The organism is Amycolatopsis sp. NPDC006131, assembly GCF_040614175.1.
Lineage (GTDB): Bacteria > Actinomycetota > Actinomycetes > Mycobacteriales > Pseudonocardiaceae > Amycolatopsis_E > Amycolatopsis_E tucumanensis.
This window is the reverse complement of the sequence record NZ_JBEXTX010000017.1, coordinates 24,120-40,270: the sequence shown is the minus strand read 5'-3', so window position 1 is coordinate 40,270 and position 16,151 is coordinate 24,120. Positions and strand designations below refer to the sequence as shown.

Below are 16,151 nucleotides of genomic sequence, written 5' to 3'. Positions count from 1 at the left end.
TCCTCAAGCGGACAACTGTCCGGTACAGTTAAACGGACAGTTGTCAGCTTAGTGGGAGTTGTGCGATGAGCGGAGTGGACGGCAAGGTCGTCGCCATCACCGGTGCCAGCAGCGGTATCGGAGCGGCGACGGCCATCGAATTGGCGGACCGCGGGGCGGCGGTCGTGCTGGGAGCGCGGCGGGGCGAGCGGCTCGCATCGCTGGTGGAGCGGATCCGGGACGCCGGCGGTCGGGCGGAGATGCTGGAGGTCGACGTCACCAGGCGGGGCGACCTCGCGGAGCTGGTGGGGCTGGCGGTGGACCGGTTCGGGCGGCTCGACGTGCTGGTGAGCAACGCCGGGATCGCCAGCTTGGCCCCGGTGGCCGACCTGGAGGTGGACGCCTGGGACGCGATGATCGACGTCAACGTGCGGGGCGTCCTGTACGGGATCGCCGCCGCGATGCCGGTCTTCCGAAGCCAGGGGCGGGGGCACTTCGTCACCACGGTGTCCACGTCGGGGCTGAAGATCGTGCCGACACAGGCGGTGTACGCGGGCACCAAGAACGCGGTGCGCACGGTGCTGGAGGCGTTGCGGCAGGAGTCGACCGACGGAGTGGTGCGGACGACCGCGATTTCACCGGGGTACGTGCGGACGGAGCTCGTCGACAACGTCGCCGATCCGGACCAGCGGGAGGCTGCGCGGCAGGCCATGGCCGAGCTGGGGATCGACCCGGAGGCCGTGGCGCGGGCGGTCGCGTTCGCGATCGAGCAGCCGGAGGACGTGGAGATCGGGGAGTTGGTGATTCGGCCTTCACGGCAGGGGTGATGGTTGGGCCGGATGGCGCCTTTAAAGATCAAGGGATGTCCTCGCCGGACGGGCAGGCTCCGGGATGACCAGGGGTTGGGTGCCTCGTCTTGCCTTGGCGAGGTGGTCGCTGGGTGGTCATCCCGTCGCCTTCCGGTTTGTGCATATCACCTTGAGCCAGGGCCGCAAGGTTGGCATGGTCGGCCTGCGGGTGGCGGCCTGGGTTGCGGCCCTGGCTCAAGGTGATCGTTGCGTGTCAGGCGACGGGATGACCACCCAGCTCGGGGTGTGTTCGGCGCTCTGCGCTAGCGCTGGGTGGCTTGGCGGTAGGCCGCCAGCGTGGTCTCCGCCGTGCGGCGCCAGGTGAAGCTCGCCGCGTGGGCGCGTCGCTCCACGGACCTCGACGCCAGCGGGGCCTCCGCCACGGCCTCGCGCAGCGCGGTGATCAGGGCGTCCACCTCGCCGTACGGTGCGAACCGCGCGAAGCCGCCCGAGATCTCCCTCAGCGCGGGAATGTCCGAGCACACCACGGGCACGTCCGAGGCCAGCGCCTCCAGCACGGGCAGGCCGAACCCCTCGTCCCGGGACGGGAGCACCAGCGCGGCCGCCCCGGCCATCACGTTGTGCAGGTCCCGTTCGGACAGGTAGCCGAGGCGGCGGCTGCGGGGCGTGCCGGGCGCGGGACCCGGGCCGGAAAACACCAGCGGCGGCAGGTCTTCGGCCGCGGCGTGGGCCTTCAACAACCAGTCCATGCCCTTGCGCGGGCCGGCCGCGCCGACGAACAACAGGTACCGCTCCGGCAGCCCGAGGCGTTCGCGCATCGGCTCGTCCGGCGGGCGGCCGGTGAACCACGCCGCGTCCACCCCGAGCGGCGTCACCACGACCTTGTCGCGGTCCACGTCGAGCCGGGTCGCCACCGCGTCCGCCACCGCGGCCGTCGGCGTGCAGATCACGTCGGCGCGGGCGGCGCCACGGCGCACCAGCTCCGGCAGTTCGCGGTCGCTGGGCGGCAACTCGCCGGGCGCGTCCAGGAACGCCAGATCATGAATGGTCAGGACGCCCGCGGCCCGCACCGCGCCGGGCAGCACGAAGTTCGTCCCGTGCACCACGTCCGCGCGGCCGGCGAACAGCTCGATCGGCGGGAACGTCGACCGCAGCCACGCCTTGCGCAGCATCCGCGCGGCGACCGGCATGCCCCGCGCCCGCGCGCCGTGCGGCAGCACGTAACGCAACCGCCGCCAGCCACGCAAGGTGAACGCCACCGCACGCATGTCCACATCGGACATCGAAGCGAGCTCTTCGGCCAGTGACGCCGTGTAGCGCCCGATGCCGGTCCGGTCACCCAGCAACGGGGTGCCGTCCAGCAGGACCCGGAGCGCTCGCTCAGCCACGACGGCGGGCTACCTTCCGCACCCGGCCCGCGACCCGCCGCGCCAGCTCCTTCGGGCCGCCGTCGGCGAGGTACTCCTTCACCAGAGCCAGATCCCGCCGCACCGCCTCCGCACCACGCGGCGGTACCTCCGCGGTCAGCGGAGCCGAGCCGATCAGCCGGTCCGCCGCCGGGCGCGGGTCGCGGCAGAACTCCACCAGCGGAGCCAGCGCCGTCGGCCACGCGAACCGCTGCGCCACGACCTCGATCCGCGCGCGGCACTCGGCGGCGAAGTCCTCGTCGTACAGCACCCGCTCCAGCGCGTCGGCCAGCGCGTCCACGTCCTCGGCGGGCACCACGACACCGAGCTTCTCGTCGCGGACCAGGTCGGCGAACGCGTCGCCGTCCGTGGTCACGATCGGCAGCCCCGCCCACAGGTAGTCCAGCACGCGGGTGCGGAACGCGAACGTGGTCTCCACGTGCTCGTAGTGCGTCGTCACGCCGCAGTTCGCGTCGAGCAGCCAGTTCTGCCGCTCGCCGAAGGGCACCCACTGCTCGTTGAAGTAGACGTGCTTGTCGGTCAGCCCGAGCCGGTCGGCCAGGTGGATCGTGCGCGCGCCGATGTCCATCTCGGCGACCTCGGGGTTCGGGTGCTTCATCCCGAGGAACACCAGCTTCACGTCCGGCCGCCGTTGCCGCAGCCGGTCGATGGCGTGCACCAGCGTCAGCGGGTCGAACCAGCTGTAGACGCCACCCGCCCACAGGACGACCCGGTCGGCGCCGTCGATGTCCAGCGTCGCCCGCAGGCCGGGACCGGTGCGCACCGGCGGCTCCGGCGACAGGCCGAACGGGACGACCGACAGCAGCGACTGCGTGGTCGGGTCCGCGTCGTACAGCCGCGGCGACAGGCGGCCCAGCGCGGCCAGGTGCCCCAGCCAGAACAGCCGCTGCCGCTCCGACGCGCACAGGAAGAAGTCACCGCGCAGCAGCTGCGCGTCCAGCACCCGCGTCACCCCGGCCAGATCGGCGGCACGACGGTCGTCCGGCGCGCTCTTGCCCTGCTCCAGCAGCTCCAGGTGCATCGGGTCGTACAGGTCGCAGACCACGATCTTGCTGGAGTCCTGCGCCTTCAGCGCGGGCGCCATTTCCAGCACGTGACCCTGGAGGATCACGATGTCCGCCCACTCGACCGGCTCGGTCAGGTCCCGCTTCTTCGCCGCGCTCACCGGGAACGGCGCGGGCGGCGGCGCGGCCAGCGGGTTGACCGTGACCAGGCGCACGTCGTGCTCGGCGGAGAGCACGGTGGCGATGTTCCACGCGCGGATCGCCGGGCCCGCCATGCGGTCGGTGATCGCGTCGCCGGTGATCACCAGGACCTTGCGGCGCTGCCCGAACACGGCCTCGATGCCGAAGACGTCGGCCAGGATGTCGTGCGCGTCCAGGTAACGCGGCAGGGGATAGGCCGGCTCCATCGCCTTGCGCATGAGCGGGATCAGGTCCGCGTCGGTGCGCACGCGCGCGGCCTGCTCGGCGGCGCGCGACTCGGCCAGCGACGGCAGCAGCTCGACGAACTGGTCGATGGCCAGCACCCCGGCGAGCGTGGTGCGCGGGATCGCCACCGGCGCGGTCTCGACCGGGCCGGCCTTGGCGAGGTCCAGCTGCGTGGGGTCCAGCTCGCCCCGGGCGGTGGCGCGGCGCACGGCCAGCGCCAGCGCGGCGGGCAGCACCTTCGCGAGCGTCTCGTCGGAGAGGTTCTTGTAGAGGGCCGCGAGAGCGTTGCGCTCCAACAAGAACGTCTCCCGGCCGGTGTCCGGGGCGTCCACTTCGGACATTGTGCCGTGGTGGCGGTGGTAGGCCACCGACTCCGGCACGTACCGCACGCGCCAGCCGCGCAGGTTGAGCCGCCAGCCCAGGTCGACGTCCTCGTAGAACATGAAGAAGCGCTCGTCGAACCCGCCGAGCGCATGGAACACCTCGGCGCGCACGAACATCGCCGAGCCGGTGGCGAACAACACGTCCTTGGCGACGTCGTGCTCGCCGGGCGCGACGTCGGCCAGCGGACCGCCGGCGTGCCGCTTGTAGCCCATGCCGAACCAGGTCAGGCCGGCGTCCACGAAGTCCACGCCGGTGCCGTCCCAGTCCAGGACCTTGCTGGCCACGGCGGCGACCGTCGGCTCGGCGCGCAGCACGTCGACCGCCGCCTTCGCCCACGCGGCGTCCGGGCGGGCGTCGTTGTTGAGGAACGCGAGCACGCTGCCGCGGGCGTGCCGGGCGCCGAGGTTGCAGCCGCCCGCGAAGCCGGCGTTGGCGCCGGACTCGATCACCCGCGCGTCGCCGGCCGCGGCCTTGATGCGCGCGACGTCGTCACCGCCCGAGGCGTTGTCGACGACCAGCACCTCGAGCTCCGGGTAGTCGAGGTCCTCGCGCAGGGCGCGCAGGCAGGCGATCGTGTGCTCCGCGCCCCGGTAGTTCACCAAGATCACCGAGACCAGCGGCAGTGGTGTGTCCCCCTGGACCAACGCCCGACCTCCGTACTCGCCGTATGTCCGGAGAGACTATCGGGAGGTCCAGGCCGCCCAGACCGCGCCTCGGGAGACGGTCGAGCGGCGCGTGATCGACTTCCGCGCGGCCAGCGCGCCGGGCAGCCGGAGGACCACTTCGCCGAGCACGCGGCACCGCAGGCCCAGGCGGAAATTGGGCGCTTCGGGCACGTTCCGCTTGATCGGCAGCAGGGCGGTGATCGCGGCGAACCGGGCCAGTTCGCGCGCGGCGATTCCGGCGGGGGCGCACCGCAGGAGGGTGAGCAGGCGGTTGCGTTCGTTCCACCGGTGGAAGCTCTCGGAGCCCGGGTTCGTGCTGGCGCCGTGCCGGTGCGTGACACGGGCCGTGGTGACCGTCACGATGTCGTGCCCGGCGAGCCGCAGCCGCCACGCGGTGTCGGTGTCCTCGTAGTAGCAGAAGAAGCTCGCCGGCACCCCGCCCACTTCGCGGAGCGTGCGGGTGCGGATCAGCGCGGCGCCGCCGCAGAAGCCGAAGGGCGGGGTCTCCGTGGTGTCGTAGCCGTGGCCGTCCGGGGTGAGGTTCACGCCGAGGGACTGGACCTGTCCGTCGGCGTGTTCCAGGCGCGACCCGGCGGCCGCGGCGTCGCCGACGTGGTCCTCCAGCTCGGCGAGCCACTCGGGAGCGGGGGCGGCGTCGTCGTTGAGCCACACGGTGAACTCGGTGTCCACTTCGGACAGGGTGTGTGCCGTGGCGCCCGCGTAGCCGACGTTGCGGGGCAGGCGGACGACCTCCGGCGCGGACGGGTGCGTGGCCAGCAGGCGGGCGGTGCCGTCGTCGGAGGCGTTGTCGATCACCAGCAGCCGGTGCGGGCGCGTCTGGGCGGCGAGGGCGTCCAGGCAGGCGGTGACGTGCGCGGCGCCGCGCCAGGTGACCACCACGACGGTGCTGCGGATCGGCACACCGGGAGAATACGGGCCGTGCCGGAACTCGTGGTCATCGCCGAGCAGTTGCTCGCGCCCGTGCCGGGCGGGACGGGCCGCTACACCGCGGAGCTGCTGCGCGCGCTGGCCGAGACCGCGCCGCCCGGGTGGACGGTGTCGGCCGTCACCGCGCGGCACGCGGAAGGGTTGCCGGGCGTGCGGATGCTGCCGTTGCCGCCGCGGGGGCTGGTCGCGGCGTGGCAGGCCGGGCTGCCGTACTGGCCGGGTGGGGACGCGGTGCACGCGCCGACGCCGCTGGCCCCGGCGCGGGTGCCGCGCGGCCGGACGTTGTCGGTGACCGTGCACGACACCGTCCCGTGGACGCACTCGGAAACGCTGACGCCGCGCGGGGTGCGCTGGCACCGCGTCGTGATCGCGCGGGCCGCCCGGCGTGCTTCGGGGCTCGTCGTGCCGACGCGGGCGGTGGCGGACGACCTGCGCGCGCGGGTGCCGGTCGAGGTGCCGGTGACCGTGGCCGGGCACGGCGCGGCGGACGTGTTCACCCGCGACGACCTGCCCGAAGTGGACGTGCCGGATCGGTACGTGCTGGCGATCGGGACCATCGAGCCGCGCAAGGGGATCGACGTCCTGGTCGAGGCGGTGGCGCGGCTCGGCGTGCCGCTGCTGCTCGCGGGGCAGCCGGGCTGGGGTGGTCTGGACCCGGTCGCGATGGCCGGGAACCGGGCGGACGTGCGGGTTCTGGGGCGGTTGAACGACGTTTCGCTCGCCGCGGTGCTGCGGCGCGCGTCCGTGCTGGCGGCGCCGAGCGTCGCGGAGGGGTTCGGGTTGCCGGTGCTGGAGGCGATGGCCGCCGGGGTGCCGGTGGTGCACTCGGACGCTCCGGCGCTGGTCGAGGTCGCCGGGGGAGCGGGAGTGGAGTTCCCGCGCGGGGACGCGGCGGCGCTGGCAGCGGCGTTGCAGGAGGTGTTGTCCAGTCCGGAACTCGCGGCTGACCTGGTCGCTCGCGGACGGGCGCGGGCGGAGTCGTTCTCCTGGGCGGGCGCGGCGCGAGCTGTGTGGGCGGTTCACGACCGCACCACTTCGTGAGTTCCTGACCACCGCGATCCCGATCAGCCGTACCCTGCACGAGTGGGAAGAGGCGAACCCAGCGTCCTGATCGATGCCACGGCCGTGCCGGCGGACCGGGGCGGGGTCGGGCGCTACGTGGACTCGCTGGTCGCGGCGCTGGACGAGGGCGGCGCGCCGATCACCGTGGTCTGCCAGCCGCGTGACTTCCGGCTCTTCGACCGGCTCGCGCCGCGCTCGCGGGTCGTCCCGGCGGTCCAGTCCACCGCGACGCGCACCGCGCGGCTGATCTGGGAGCAGACGACGTTGCCGTCGCTGGCGCGGCGGCTCGGGGTGGACGTGGTGCACTCGCCGCACTACACGATGCCCCTGGCGGGGCCGTCGGCGTCGGTGGTGACGTTGCACGACGCGACGTTCTTCACCGACGCGGTGCTGCACTCGTCGGTGAAGGCGCGGTTCTTCCGCGGGTGGACGCGGACGGCGTTGCAGCGGGCGACGTTGTGCGTGGTGCCGTCGAAGGCGACCGCGTCGGAGCTGGCGCGGGTGGCCCGTCCGCGGCGGCAGCCGGAGATCATCGAGCACGGGGTCGATGTGGAGCGCTTCCACCCGCCGACGCCGGACGAGGTGCGGGCCGCGCGGGCGGCGATCGGCCTGGAGCGGATGCCGTACGTGGCGTTCCTGGGGGCGCTGGAGCCGCGGAAGAACGTGCCCGCGTTGATCCGGGGTTTCGTGAAGGCGGTGGAGAACCGGCCCGACCCGCCCGCGCTCGTGCTGGCCGGCCAGCCGGGCTGGGACACGCAGGTGGAGAAGGCGCTGGCGGCGGCGCCGTTGCGGCTGCGGGTGATCCGGGCCGGGTACCTGCCGTTCGACTCGCTGGCGGGTTTCCTCGGCGGGGCGGAGCTGGTGGCCTACCCGAGCCTCGGTGAGGGCTTCGGACTGCCGGTCCTGGAGGCGATGGCCTGTGGGGCCTGCGTGCTCACCACCCGGCGCCTGTCGCTACCCGAGGTAGGCGGCGACGCGGTCGCGTACTGCGGCGTCGGCCCCGGCGACGTGGCGGTGGCGCTGGGCGAACTGCTGGACGACCCCGCCCGCCGGGCGTCCCTCGCATCGGCTGCCCAGAGGCGCGCGAAGGAGTTCTCGTGGGCCACGAGCGCGGACAAGCACCGCGAGGCGTACGCGAAGGCGTGGCACCTGCACAAGCGGGAGCAGTAGCCGTTGGACGGTGTTCGGCCGGATGGGGTATAGTCATTGACGCGAGGCCCCCGTAGGGCCGAGAAGTGAGCCCGTGGTGCGTCCGGACGGTCGTGTCACGGGCTTTGCGCTGTTCAGAGCTCGATGACCTGGTGCACGACGGGCATCACCCGGCGGCGCCAGTCGCTGCCCGCGCCGTAGCACCAGGCGACCGCGTCCGGGATCCACAGCAGGGGCGCGGCAGCCGAGTCGAGGTGCTCGTAGCTGACTCCCGTGTCCGAGGGTCTGCCGCCCAGCGCCCGGTAGATCGTCGTCTGGTCGTGGCGGTCCTGCTCCTCGCGGCTGTCGATCACCACCCGGTGCGCCCGCATCGAAACCAGGTCCCGCACGGCCTCGAAGAGGCAGCGCTGCCGGTCCTGTTCCTCGGTCTTGCGCGTCCTTGCCGTCACGTACACCGAAGTGGCAGCGCTCAGCCCGCCGATCCGGTCGGCGAGCAGGCGGCGGCGCGGCGGCTTCTCCTTCTTGAAGTGCAGCTCCCGTTGACCTGGCAGCAGGAGCGCGGTCAGCTGCTTGCGCGTCTCCGCGAGGCGGGCTGGGTCCAGGACCGCGACGCACAGGTAGTAGCGGCTGTCGCGGACGGACTCGTCGATGAAGGCGTGGACCGGCATCCGGCAATTCTCGCGACCGGTAGCCGCACGACTGCGCGCGGTAGCGGACTGCCGCGGCAGCCAACCGAGGGGTGCCTGCCTCGTCGCGCTCCGTAGTGGGGGCACAATGGCCCGCGTGACCGAGCCGAGCCGTTACGGCGACGGGGTCGCCGTGGTTGTCGTGACGTACTTCCCCGGTGAGGACCTCGACCGCTTCCTCGACAGCCTCGAAAAGGCGACCAGCCGCGACGTCCACGTGGTCGTCGCCGACAACGACTCGACCGACGACGCCCTCGACCGGGCCGAGAAGCGCAAGAACACCCACGTCCTGCGCATCGGTGAGAACCTCGGCTACGGCGGCGGCGCCAACCGCGGCGTGGCGACCCTCGACGACAGCTACGGCTGGATTGTCATCGCCAACCCGGACCTCGAGTGGGAGCCCGGCTCGCTGGACACGCTCGTCGAGGCCGGGCAGCGCTGGCCCCGCGGCGGCGCCTTCGGCCCGCTCATCCGCGACCCCGACGGCACCGTCTACCCCTCCGCCCGCCTGCTGCCCTCGCTCGGCCGCGGCGTCGGCCACGCCGTCTTCGGCAAGATCTGGCCGGCCAACCCGTGGACCCGCGCCTACCGCCAGGAACACGCCGCCCCTGCCGAACGCACTTCCGGCTGGCTGTCCGGCTCGTGCCAGCTGATCCGCCGCGAGGCCTGGGACTCGGTCGGCGGCTTCGACACCCGTTACTTCATGTACTTCGAGGACGTCGACCTCGGCGACCGCATCGGCCGCGCCGGCTGGCACAACGTGTACGTGCCCTCCGCGGCGGTCACGCACATCGGTGGCAAGGCCACGTCCCGCGCGCCGAAGAAGATGCTGGCCGCCCACCACGACAGCGCTTACCGCTACCTCGCCGACCGCCACCGCGGCCTGGCCTGGAAGCCGGTGCTCGCCGCGGTGAAGCTCGGTCTCAAGCTGCGCCTGAAGTTCGAGACGCGCGGCAAGTAGTCACAGGCCTTCCAGCCGCCGCGCGAAATCGGAGTTCCCGGTCTGCGTCTTGGTCGTCGGCACCAGGCCGTCAACCTCTTCCTCGGGCTGCACCGGCGTCATGTTCACGTGGGTGTCCGGTTTCGACGCGGCGAGGCTGCCCTGCACCGACTCGATCACCGACGACGGCACCACGGCCGTCGTGTCCGGGTCGTCGTTGTCGATCTCGTTGACCACGTTCCGCGGGATCTGCTGGGTGGTCGAAGCGTCCATCGGCGAGGTCGCGGCGTCCGGCGTCACGACGAACGCGCCACGGGACTGTGCCCTGGCCAGCAGAGCATCCGCTCGATCGCGGGGGTCCATCCCCTAGGCCTCCCGACTCGACGTGGGCCCTCTCCGAACGGGGCCCTCCGTGTGCTGTCTAGGGTAGGCCCTCCGGGCCGTCGCCGTCATTGTTTCCCGCGGCTTGTCGCCCACCGGAGCGTGATAACGGGAAGGATTTTCGAGGTGACATCGGAGCTTGATGTCGATGCCGTGGTGCTCGTCGGCGGTAAGGGAACCCGCCTGCGGCCGTTGACCCTGTCCGCCCCGAAACCGATGCTGCCCACGGCGGGCGTGCCGTTCCTGACCCACCTGCTGTCCCGCATCCGCGCCGCGGGGATCCGGCACGTGGTGCTCGGCACGTCCTATCGCGCCGAGGTGTTCGAGGAGCACTTCGGCGACGGCGCGTCGCTGGGGCTGGAACTGGAGTACGTCGTCGAGGACGAGCCGCTGGACACCGGCGGCGCCATCCGCAACGTGGCGGACCACCTGCGCGCCGACCACGCCGTGATCTTCAACGGCGACATCCTGTCCGGCGCGGACCTGCGCGCGCTGGTCCAGACCCATCTGGACACCAGCGCCGACGTGACGCTCCACCTGCAGCGCGTCGAGGACCCGAGCCGCTTCGGCTCGGTGCCCACCGACGCCGACGGCCGCGTCACCGCCTTCCTGGAGAAGACCCCGAACCCGCCGACCGACCAGATCAACGCGGGCTGCTACGTGTTCCGTCGCCCGGTGCTGGAGTCGATCCCGGCGGGCCGCCGCGTGTCGGTCGAGCGCGAGACCTTCCCCGGTCTGCTGGAGGGCGGCGCGCACCTGCACGGGTTCGTCGACGCCTCCTACTGGCTCGACGTCGGCACGCCCGAGGCGTTCGTGCGCGGCAGCGCGGACCTGGTGCGCGGGCTCGCCCCCACCTCGGCGCTGCCCGGCCCGGCCGGCGAGGCCCTGGTCCTGGACGGCGCGGAGGTCGCCGCGGACGCGACCGTCACCGGCGGCTCGACGGTCGGCGCGGGGGCGCACGTCGCGTCCGGCGCGCGGATCAGCGGGTCGGTGCTGTTCGACCGGGTGTCCGTGGCGGAGAATGCGGTCGTGGAGAACTCCGTGCTGGGTGTGGGCGCGCGTGTCGGCAAGGGCGCGGTGCTCAAGGGCGTCGTCCTCGGTGACGGCGCGGTCGTCGGCGCCGGCTGCGAGCTGCTCGACGGTGCCCGCGTGTGGCCGGACGTGACCCTGCCCGACGGTTCGATCCGGTTCTCCAGCGACGCGTGATGCGTTACCGCCCGCCCTTCACCCTCGACCTCGACGCGGTCCTCCGGCCGTTGCGCCGGGGCAAGGGCGATCCCTGCCTGCGGGCGGACGACTACGGCCGGACGTGGCTGACCGGCAACACCGCCGACGGCCCGGGAACGCTGGCGCTGCGGCGGTTGCCGGACGGCGAGATCGAGGCCGCCGCGTGGGGCCCGGGGGCGGACCGGCTGCTCGACGGCGTGCCCGCGCTGGTCGGCGCCGAGGACGACGACAGCGGGTTCGTCTCGCACCACGACCGCATCGCCGAGGTGCGGCGCCGCATGCCCGGGCTGCGCCTCGGCTCGACCGGCCGGGTGTGGGACGTGCTGGTGCCCGCCGTGCTGGAGCAGAAGGTCACCGGGTTCGAGGCGCGCCGGTCGTGGCGGGAGCTGTGCCGGTGGTTCGGCGAACCGGCGCCCGGCCCGGCCCCGGCGGGGATGCGGGTGCCGCCGACGCCGGCGGCCGTGCTGTCCATTCCGGACTGGACGTGGCACCGCGCCGGGGTGGACCACAGCAGGCGGAAGGCGCTGATCTTCGCGGCGCAGGTGGCGCACCGGCTGGAGAAGGCGGTGGAGCTGCGGGGCGCCGAGGGGCGGGCGTGGCTGCGGAAGGTGCCGGGCATCGGGGTGTGGACCGCGTCGGAGATCGCGCAGCGCGCCTGGGGCGACCCGGACGCGGTCAGCTTCGGCGACTTCCACATCCCGGCCGTGGTCGGGTACGCGCTGCTGGGCGAGCCCCTGGACGACGAGGGCATGGCGGAGGTGCTGGCGCCCTACGCGCCGCAGCGGCAGCGCGCGGTGCGGTACCTGGAGGCGGGTGGGTTCTCGCGGCCGCGTTTTGGGCCGAGGTTTTCGCCGCGGGATTATCGCGCGATGTGAGGCGCGGGGTGGGCGCTGTTTGGTGCTTTGCCGCGCGGCGATCGCGGCGGTCGGTGCGTTAGCTGGGGGCGGGTGGTTTTTCGCGGCCGCGTTTTGGGCCGGGCTTCTCGCCGAGGGATTACCGCGCGACGTGACCGGCGCCCCCAGCGCGGAACTCGCGCACTCCAGCGTCGGACTCCCGGGTTTGGGCGAGTTCCACATTGCCGCGCGCGAGCCGCGGCGTGAGGCTGCGTCAGCGGGCGAGCGCGGCGCGGACGATCTTCAGCGCCTCTTCCCCCGACAACCCCAAAGCCCGCGTCACCGCCGCATACGTCTCGGCCGCCTCGCGAGCGCGCGAAAGCGACTCGTCGCCTGAGGAGGCCACGAACGAACCCGCCCGGCCGCGCGTTTCGATCAGGCCGGCCTCCTCCAGCTCGCGGTAGGCGCGGGCGATCGTGTTCGGCGCGATGCCCAGCTCCTCCGCCAGCCCGCGCACCGTCGGCAGCTTCGTGCCCACCGCGAGCGCGCCGGAGTTGATCTGCCGCGCGAGCCCGGACCGCACCTGCTCGTACGGCGGCACCGCGGACGCCGGGTCGACCGAGACGATCATTCGCACGCCGCCGCGATCAGCTCGGTCAGGTCCTCCGAACCGGGCGGCAACGCGGTCAGCGGCCACCACCGCAGGTCGTCCGACTCCTCACTGCGCACCGGGGACGCACCCTCCGGCGCCACGACCACGAACCGCACGTCGAAGTGCCGCGTCGGCACCCCCAGCGAGCACGTGATCGGGTGCACGTCCAGGTGCACCGGCTCCGCCGAGATCGTCAGCCCGCTCATCCCGGACTCCTCCGACGCCTCCCGCAACGCGGCCGCCGCCAGCGAGGTGTCCGAATCCTCGCAGTGCCCGCCCAGCTGCAACCACCGCCCGACCCGCGGGTGCAGCGTCAGCAGCACGTGCGACCGCGAAGCGTCCAGCACCACGGCCGACGCGGTGATGTGCCCGGCCGCGCACGACCGGCGGCACGCGTCCTCGCGCGCGGCGAGGAAACCCAGGAACGCGTGCCGCAGCGCCTCCTGCCCGGCCGTCCCCGGCTGCCACTTCTCCAGCGTCTCGACCACGTCGGTGTGCAGGTTCACAGCTCGACCAGCCCGTCCAGCGCAGGCGAGCGCGGCGCCGCGGGTCCACTCGCGGGGTGCCCGATCGCCACCGCGCCCAGCGGCTGCCACGACGGCTCCAGCCCGAGCACCTCACGCACCACGTCGGCCGCGAAGATCGTCGACCCGATCCAGCACGAGCCGAGGTCCTCCGCAGCCAGCGCCACCAGCAGCCCCTGCACCGCGGCCCCGCCGGCGACGGTGAACATCGTGCGCTCGCAGGCGTTGCGCCGCTCGTCCGGATACGTGTGCGCGCCGTCCGGCACCAGGAACGGGATCACCACCTCCGGCGCCTCGAACAGGATGTCGCCGCGGGACACCCGCTTCGCGATCTGCTCCTCGGTGAACGCGTCGCGGGACAGGTCCGCCCGCCACGCCTCGCGCATCGCCTCCAGCAGCTTCGTCCGCAACCCGCGGTCGCGCAGCCACACGAACCGCACCGGCCGCGTGTGGTGCGGCGCGGGCGCGGTCAGCCCGGCCCCGATCGCGCGGCGCAGCGCGTCCGGGTCGACCGGCTCGTCGGTGAACGACCGCACCGACCGGCGCACCAGCACCGCCTCGCGGCGACCCTGCGCGATCGCCTCACGCGTGCCGAGGGAGAACATGTCCTCCTCCGACGGCCGCACCAGCTTCCGCGCGTCCGACCCGTCGTCGGCGATCTCCAGCCCGCGCACGACCGCGACCGGCGTCGCGGTCAGCTTGCCCTTCACCAGGTCCGCGGCCGCGGCGATCTCGTCGGCCACCGCGATCTCGGTGACCTGCAGCTCGTTGCCCTGCCCGTCGACCTCGCCCTCGTAGGAGTGCAGCACGCGCAACCCGCTGGCGCCGATGGCGTTGTCGGTCTGGCCGACCCGCCACGCCCGGCCCATCGTGTCGGTGATGACCACCGCGACCTCGACACCCAGCCGCTCGCGCAATCCGTTGCGCAGGGCCAACGCCGCCGCGTCCGGGTCGGCGGGCAGCAGCGCGATCTCGTCACCGTTCACATTGGACGCGTCCACGCCCGAGGCGGCCTGCACGATCCCGATCCGGTTCTGCGTGATGAGGGTCCGGTTGAACCGGGCCAGCACCCGCACCGACTCCTGCTCGACCAGCTCGCGCCGGGCCGCGTCCCGTGCCTCCGGGTCGCTGGGGACGCGCACCAGCCGTCCCTCGATCTTCGACACGACCTTGCTGGTGACCACGACGACGTCGCCGGAGCGCAGCCACGGCGCGGCGGTCGCGATCGCGCCGGTCAGGTCGTCGCCCGGCCGGAACTCCGGCAGGCCCTGGACCGGCAGGATCTCCAGTCGTGCGGCGGAGTGGTCACTCAACTTCGGCTCCCGCGAGTTCGAGCGCGGCGCGCGCCATGGCCGCGGTCGCGTCCACATCGGACATCAGCAGCGGCACCGCCCGCACCGCGACGCCCGGCACGTGCACGGTTTCGCCCTCGGCCACCAGCCACCCGTCGAGCAGCCCGTCCTCCGACGTCTGCCGCGACCCGTAGTGGATGCCGACCGCCTCGGCCGACGTCTCCACCCCGATCGCGCTCAGGCACGCGTCGGCCATGCCGCGCACGGGTTTGCCGCTGATGATCGGCGACACGCCGACCACCCCGGCCTCGGTCTTGCGCAGCGCCTCCGTCACGCCCGGCACGGCGAGCACGGTGCCCACCGAGACGACCGGGTTGGACGGTGCGAACAGGACCGCGTCGGCCTCCCCGATCGCGTCCAGCACGCCCGGCGCCGGCTTGGCCTCCTCGACACCGACCGGCACGATCGAATGCGCCTGCGGCTCCGCCCGGTAGCGCACCCACCACTCCTGGAAGTGGATCGCCTTGCGGCTGCCCGGCTCGTCCGGGTCGTCGATGACGACGTGCGTCTCGACCCGGTCGTCGGTCATCGGCAGCAGCCGCACGCCGGGCTGCCACCGGTCGCACAGCGCCTCGGTGACCGCCGACAGCGGGTAGCCCGCGCGCAGCATGCGGGTGCGGATCAGGTGGGTGGCGATGTCCTTGTCGCCGAGGCCGAACCAGGTCGGCTCGGCGCCGTAGGCCGCCAGCTCCTCCTTGACCACCCAGGTCTCGCCCTGGTGCCCCCACCCGCGTTCGGTGTCGATGCCACCGCCGAGCGTGTACATGCAAGTGTCCAGGTCCGGCGCGATCCGCAGGCCGTGCATCCACACGTCGTCGCCGGTGTTCACCACCGCGGTGATCTCGTGCGTCGAGTCCCCAGGGCCGATCGGGGGCAGACCCAGCGCGGCTTTCACTCCGAGCAGGAAGCGGGCGCCGCCCACCCCGCCGACAACTACGACAACCTTCACAGCGAGCGATCCTCGCACGCCCGGGGTCCCGGAACCCAGTACCGGTACCTGTGGTGCTCGGTGAACCCGAGCCGGTCGTAGAACGCCAGCGCCCCGGCGTTGTCCACGGCGACCTGGAGCACGGCGCGCGCCGCCCCGCGTTCGGCCGCCCATGGCCCGCAGGCGGCCATCAACGCCGAGGCCAGGCCGCGACGGCGGTACTCGGGGCGGACGGCGAGCCGGGCGATGTGGAGCACGTCGTCGACCACCGCCGCACGCACTGCACCGGCTGTGACTCCCATCACTTCGGCGACCGCGTAGCCGATTTCGCCGGTGGTCAGCACGTGCCGCTCGGCGTCCGTCGGCTCTTCTCGTCCGACGGTCAGCTCCCACCAGCCCGCGGTCGGCGCGGCGAGGACGAGCACCTCGTCGGCGCCCGTGCCGAGCGGGCCGGTGAGGACGGACACCAGGTGCCCGGCCGCGTGACGGGTGTTCGGCACCCAGCCCGCGGCCGCGATCGCGCGCTCGTTCGCGCTGCCGACGACCGTGTGGGCGACCGGCGGAATGCCGTGGGCGTGGGCGAAGTCACAAACGGCCGTCAGCGCGCTCTCGACCGGCACTCCCGGGTCGCCGACGGCCAGTGCGCTGTTGGCGCGTCCGGTGAACCCGCCCGCGGCGCGAAGCCGCCAGTCACCGATCTTGTCCACGGTCACCGCGGGCCAGGCGTCGGCGCAGCGGAGCTCGAGCGTCTCGGAGGAGTCCACGTCCCCATTGT

At 73.1% G+C, this 16,151-nt stretch carries 16 protein-coding genes; 6 read left to right on the top strand and 10 right to left on the bottom strand.

Features of this window, described 5'->3' with window-relative positions:
- The first annotated feature begins 65 nt into the window (after nucleotides 1–65).
- Nucleotides 66–806 (top strand): SDR family oxidoreductase, encoded by a 741-nt coding sequence (locus ABZ215_RS12115; RefSeq protein ID WP_354949499.1) that lies wholly within the window; start codon nucleotides 66–68, stop codon nucleotides 804–806.
- A 284-nt stretch (nucleotides 807–1,090) separates the two neighbouring features.
- Here ABZ215_RS12115 and ABZ215_RS12110 read toward each other — a convergent pair whose 3' ends face one another.
- From ABZ215_RS12110 to ABZ215_RS12100, 3 genes are read right to left on the bottom strand one after another with little or no spacing between them, the layout of a single operon-like run.
- Nucleotides 1,091–2,176 carry a glycosyltransferase family 1 protein gene (locus ABZ215_RS12110; RefSeq protein WP_237339678.1) on the bottom strand — a complete coding sequence of 362 codons (1,086 nt, stop codon included), beginning with the start codon at nucleotides 2,174–2,176 and terminating at the stop codon, nucleotides 1,091–1,093.
- Nucleotides 2,169–4,673, bottom strand: coding sequence for a glycosyltransferase (locus ABZ215_RS12105; protein ID WP_354949498.1), 2,505 nt, complete (start codon nucleotides 4,671–4,673; stop codon nucleotides 2,169–2,171). The genes ABZ215_RS12110 and ABZ215_RS12105 overlap by 8 nt, the downstream gene beginning before the upstream one ends.
- 36 nt (nucleotides 4,674–4,709) lie before the next feature.
- Nucleotides 4,710–5,615 (bottom strand): glycosyltransferase family 2 protein, encoded by a 906-nt coding sequence (locus tag ABZ215_RS12100; protein WP_354949497.1) that lies wholly within the window; start codon nucleotides 5,613–5,615, stop codon nucleotides 4,710–4,712.
- 18 nt (nucleotides 5,616–5,633) lie between these two features.
- Here ABZ215_RS12100 and ABZ215_RS12095 point away from each other — a divergent pair, with 18 nt between their 5' ends.
- Both ABZ215_RS12095 and ABZ215_RS12090 read left to right on the top strand, forming a co-directional pair.
- Nucleotides 5,634–6,683, top strand: coding sequence for a glycosyltransferase family 1 protein (locus ABZ215_RS12095; RefSeq protein ID WP_354949496.1), 1,050 nt, complete (start codon nucleotides 5,634–5,636; stop codon nucleotides 6,681–6,683).
- A 42-nt stretch (nucleotides 6,684–6,725) separates the two neighbouring features.
- A complete protein-coding gene (locus ABZ215_RS12090; protein ID WP_039791797.1) occupies nucleotides 6,726–7,874 on the top strand; it encodes a glycosyltransferase family 1 protein in 1,149 nt (382 codons plus the stop codon).
- A gap of 113 nt (nucleotides 7,875–7,987) precedes the next feature.
- Here ABZ215_RS12090 and ABZ215_RS12085 read toward each other — a convergent pair whose 3' ends face one another.
- Nucleotides 7,988–8,521 carry a hypothetical protein gene (locus tag ABZ215_RS12085; protein WP_354949495.1) on the bottom strand — a complete coding sequence of 178 codons (534 nt, stop codon included), beginning with the start codon at nucleotides 8,519–8,521 and terminating at the stop codon, nucleotides 7,988–7,990.
- A 106-nt stretch (nucleotides 8,522–8,627) separates the two neighbouring features.
- Between ABZ215_RS12085 and ABZ215_RS12080 the strand changes: the two genes are divergently transcribed.
- Complete coding sequence (locus tag ABZ215_RS12080) at nucleotides 8,628–9,500, top strand: glycosyltransferase family 2 protein (protein WP_354949494.1); 873 nt, start codon at nucleotides 8,628–8,630, stop codon at nucleotides 9,498–9,500.
- Here ABZ215_RS12080 and ABZ215_RS12075 read toward each other — a convergent pair whose 3' ends face one another.
- Nucleotides 9,501–9,779, bottom strand: coding sequence for a hypothetical protein (locus ABZ215_RS12075; RefSeq protein WP_020420972.1), 279 nt, complete (start codon nucleotides 9,777–9,779; stop codon nucleotides 9,501–9,503).
- A gap of 207 nt (nucleotides 9,780–9,986) precedes the next feature.
- Here ABZ215_RS12075 and ABZ215_RS12070 point away from each other — a divergent pair, with 207 nt between their 5' ends.
- Nucleotides 9,987–11,066, top strand: coding sequence for an NDP-sugar synthase (locus ABZ215_RS12070; RefSeq protein WP_027936288.1), 1,080 nt, complete (start codon nucleotides 9,987–9,989; stop codon nucleotides 11,064–11,066).
- Nucleotides 11,066–11,962 carry a DNA-3-methyladenine glycosylase 2 family protein gene (locus tag ABZ215_RS12065; protein ID WP_354712621.1) on the top strand — a complete coding sequence of 299 codons (897 nt, stop codon included), beginning with the start codon at nucleotides 11,066–11,068 and terminating at the stop codon, nucleotides 11,960–11,962. The genes ABZ215_RS12070 and ABZ215_RS12065 overlap by 1 nt, the downstream gene beginning before the upstream one ends.
- 232 nt (nucleotides 11,963–12,194) lie before the next feature.
- Here ABZ215_RS12065 and ABZ215_RS12060 read toward each other — a convergent pair whose 3' ends face one another.
- The 5 genes from ABZ215_RS12060 to ABZ215_RS12040 are packed head-to-tail and all read right to left on the bottom strand — an operon-like array spanning nucleotide 12,195 to nucleotide 16,140.
- Entirely contained in the window at nucleotides 12,195–12,551 is a 357-nt protein-coding gene (locus ABZ215_RS12060) for a GntR family transcriptional regulator (protein ID WP_354949532.1), read from the bottom strand.
- On the bottom strand, nucleotides 12,548–13,078 hold the full coding sequence (locus ABZ215_RS12055) for an NUDIX hydrolase (RefSeq protein WP_354949493.1): 531 nt from the start codon (nucleotides 13,076–13,078) through the stop codon (nucleotides 12,548–12,550). The genes ABZ215_RS12060 and ABZ215_RS12055 overlap by 4 nt, the downstream gene beginning before the upstream one ends.
- Nucleotides 13,075–14,409: a coenzyme F420-0:L-glutamate ligase gene (locus ABZ215_RS12050; RefSeq protein WP_354949492.1), complete on the bottom strand. Its 1,335-nt coding sequence runs from the start codon at nucleotides 14,407–14,409 to the stop codon at nucleotides 13,075–13,077. Before ABZ215_RS12050 ends, ABZ215_RS12055 begins: the two co-directional genes overlap by 4 nt.
- Nucleotides 14,402–15,397 carry a 2-phospho-L-lactate transferase gene (cofD, locus tag ABZ215_RS12045; protein WP_027936287.1) on the bottom strand — a complete coding sequence of 332 codons (996 nt, stop codon included), beginning with the start codon at nucleotides 15,395–15,397 and terminating at the stop codon, nucleotides 14,402–14,404. The genes ABZ215_RS12050 and cofD overlap by 8 nt, the downstream gene beginning before the upstream one ends.
- Nucleotides 15,394–16,140 carry a GNAT family N-acetyltransferase gene (locus tag ABZ215_RS12040; protein ID WP_354949491.1) on the bottom strand — a complete coding sequence of 249 codons (747 nt, stop codon included), beginning with the start codon at nucleotides 16,138–16,140 and terminating at the stop codon, nucleotides 15,394–15,396. Before ABZ215_RS12040 ends, cofD begins: the two co-directional genes overlap by 4 nt.
- Between the last annotated feature and the right edge of the window lie 11 nt (nucleotides 16,141–16,151).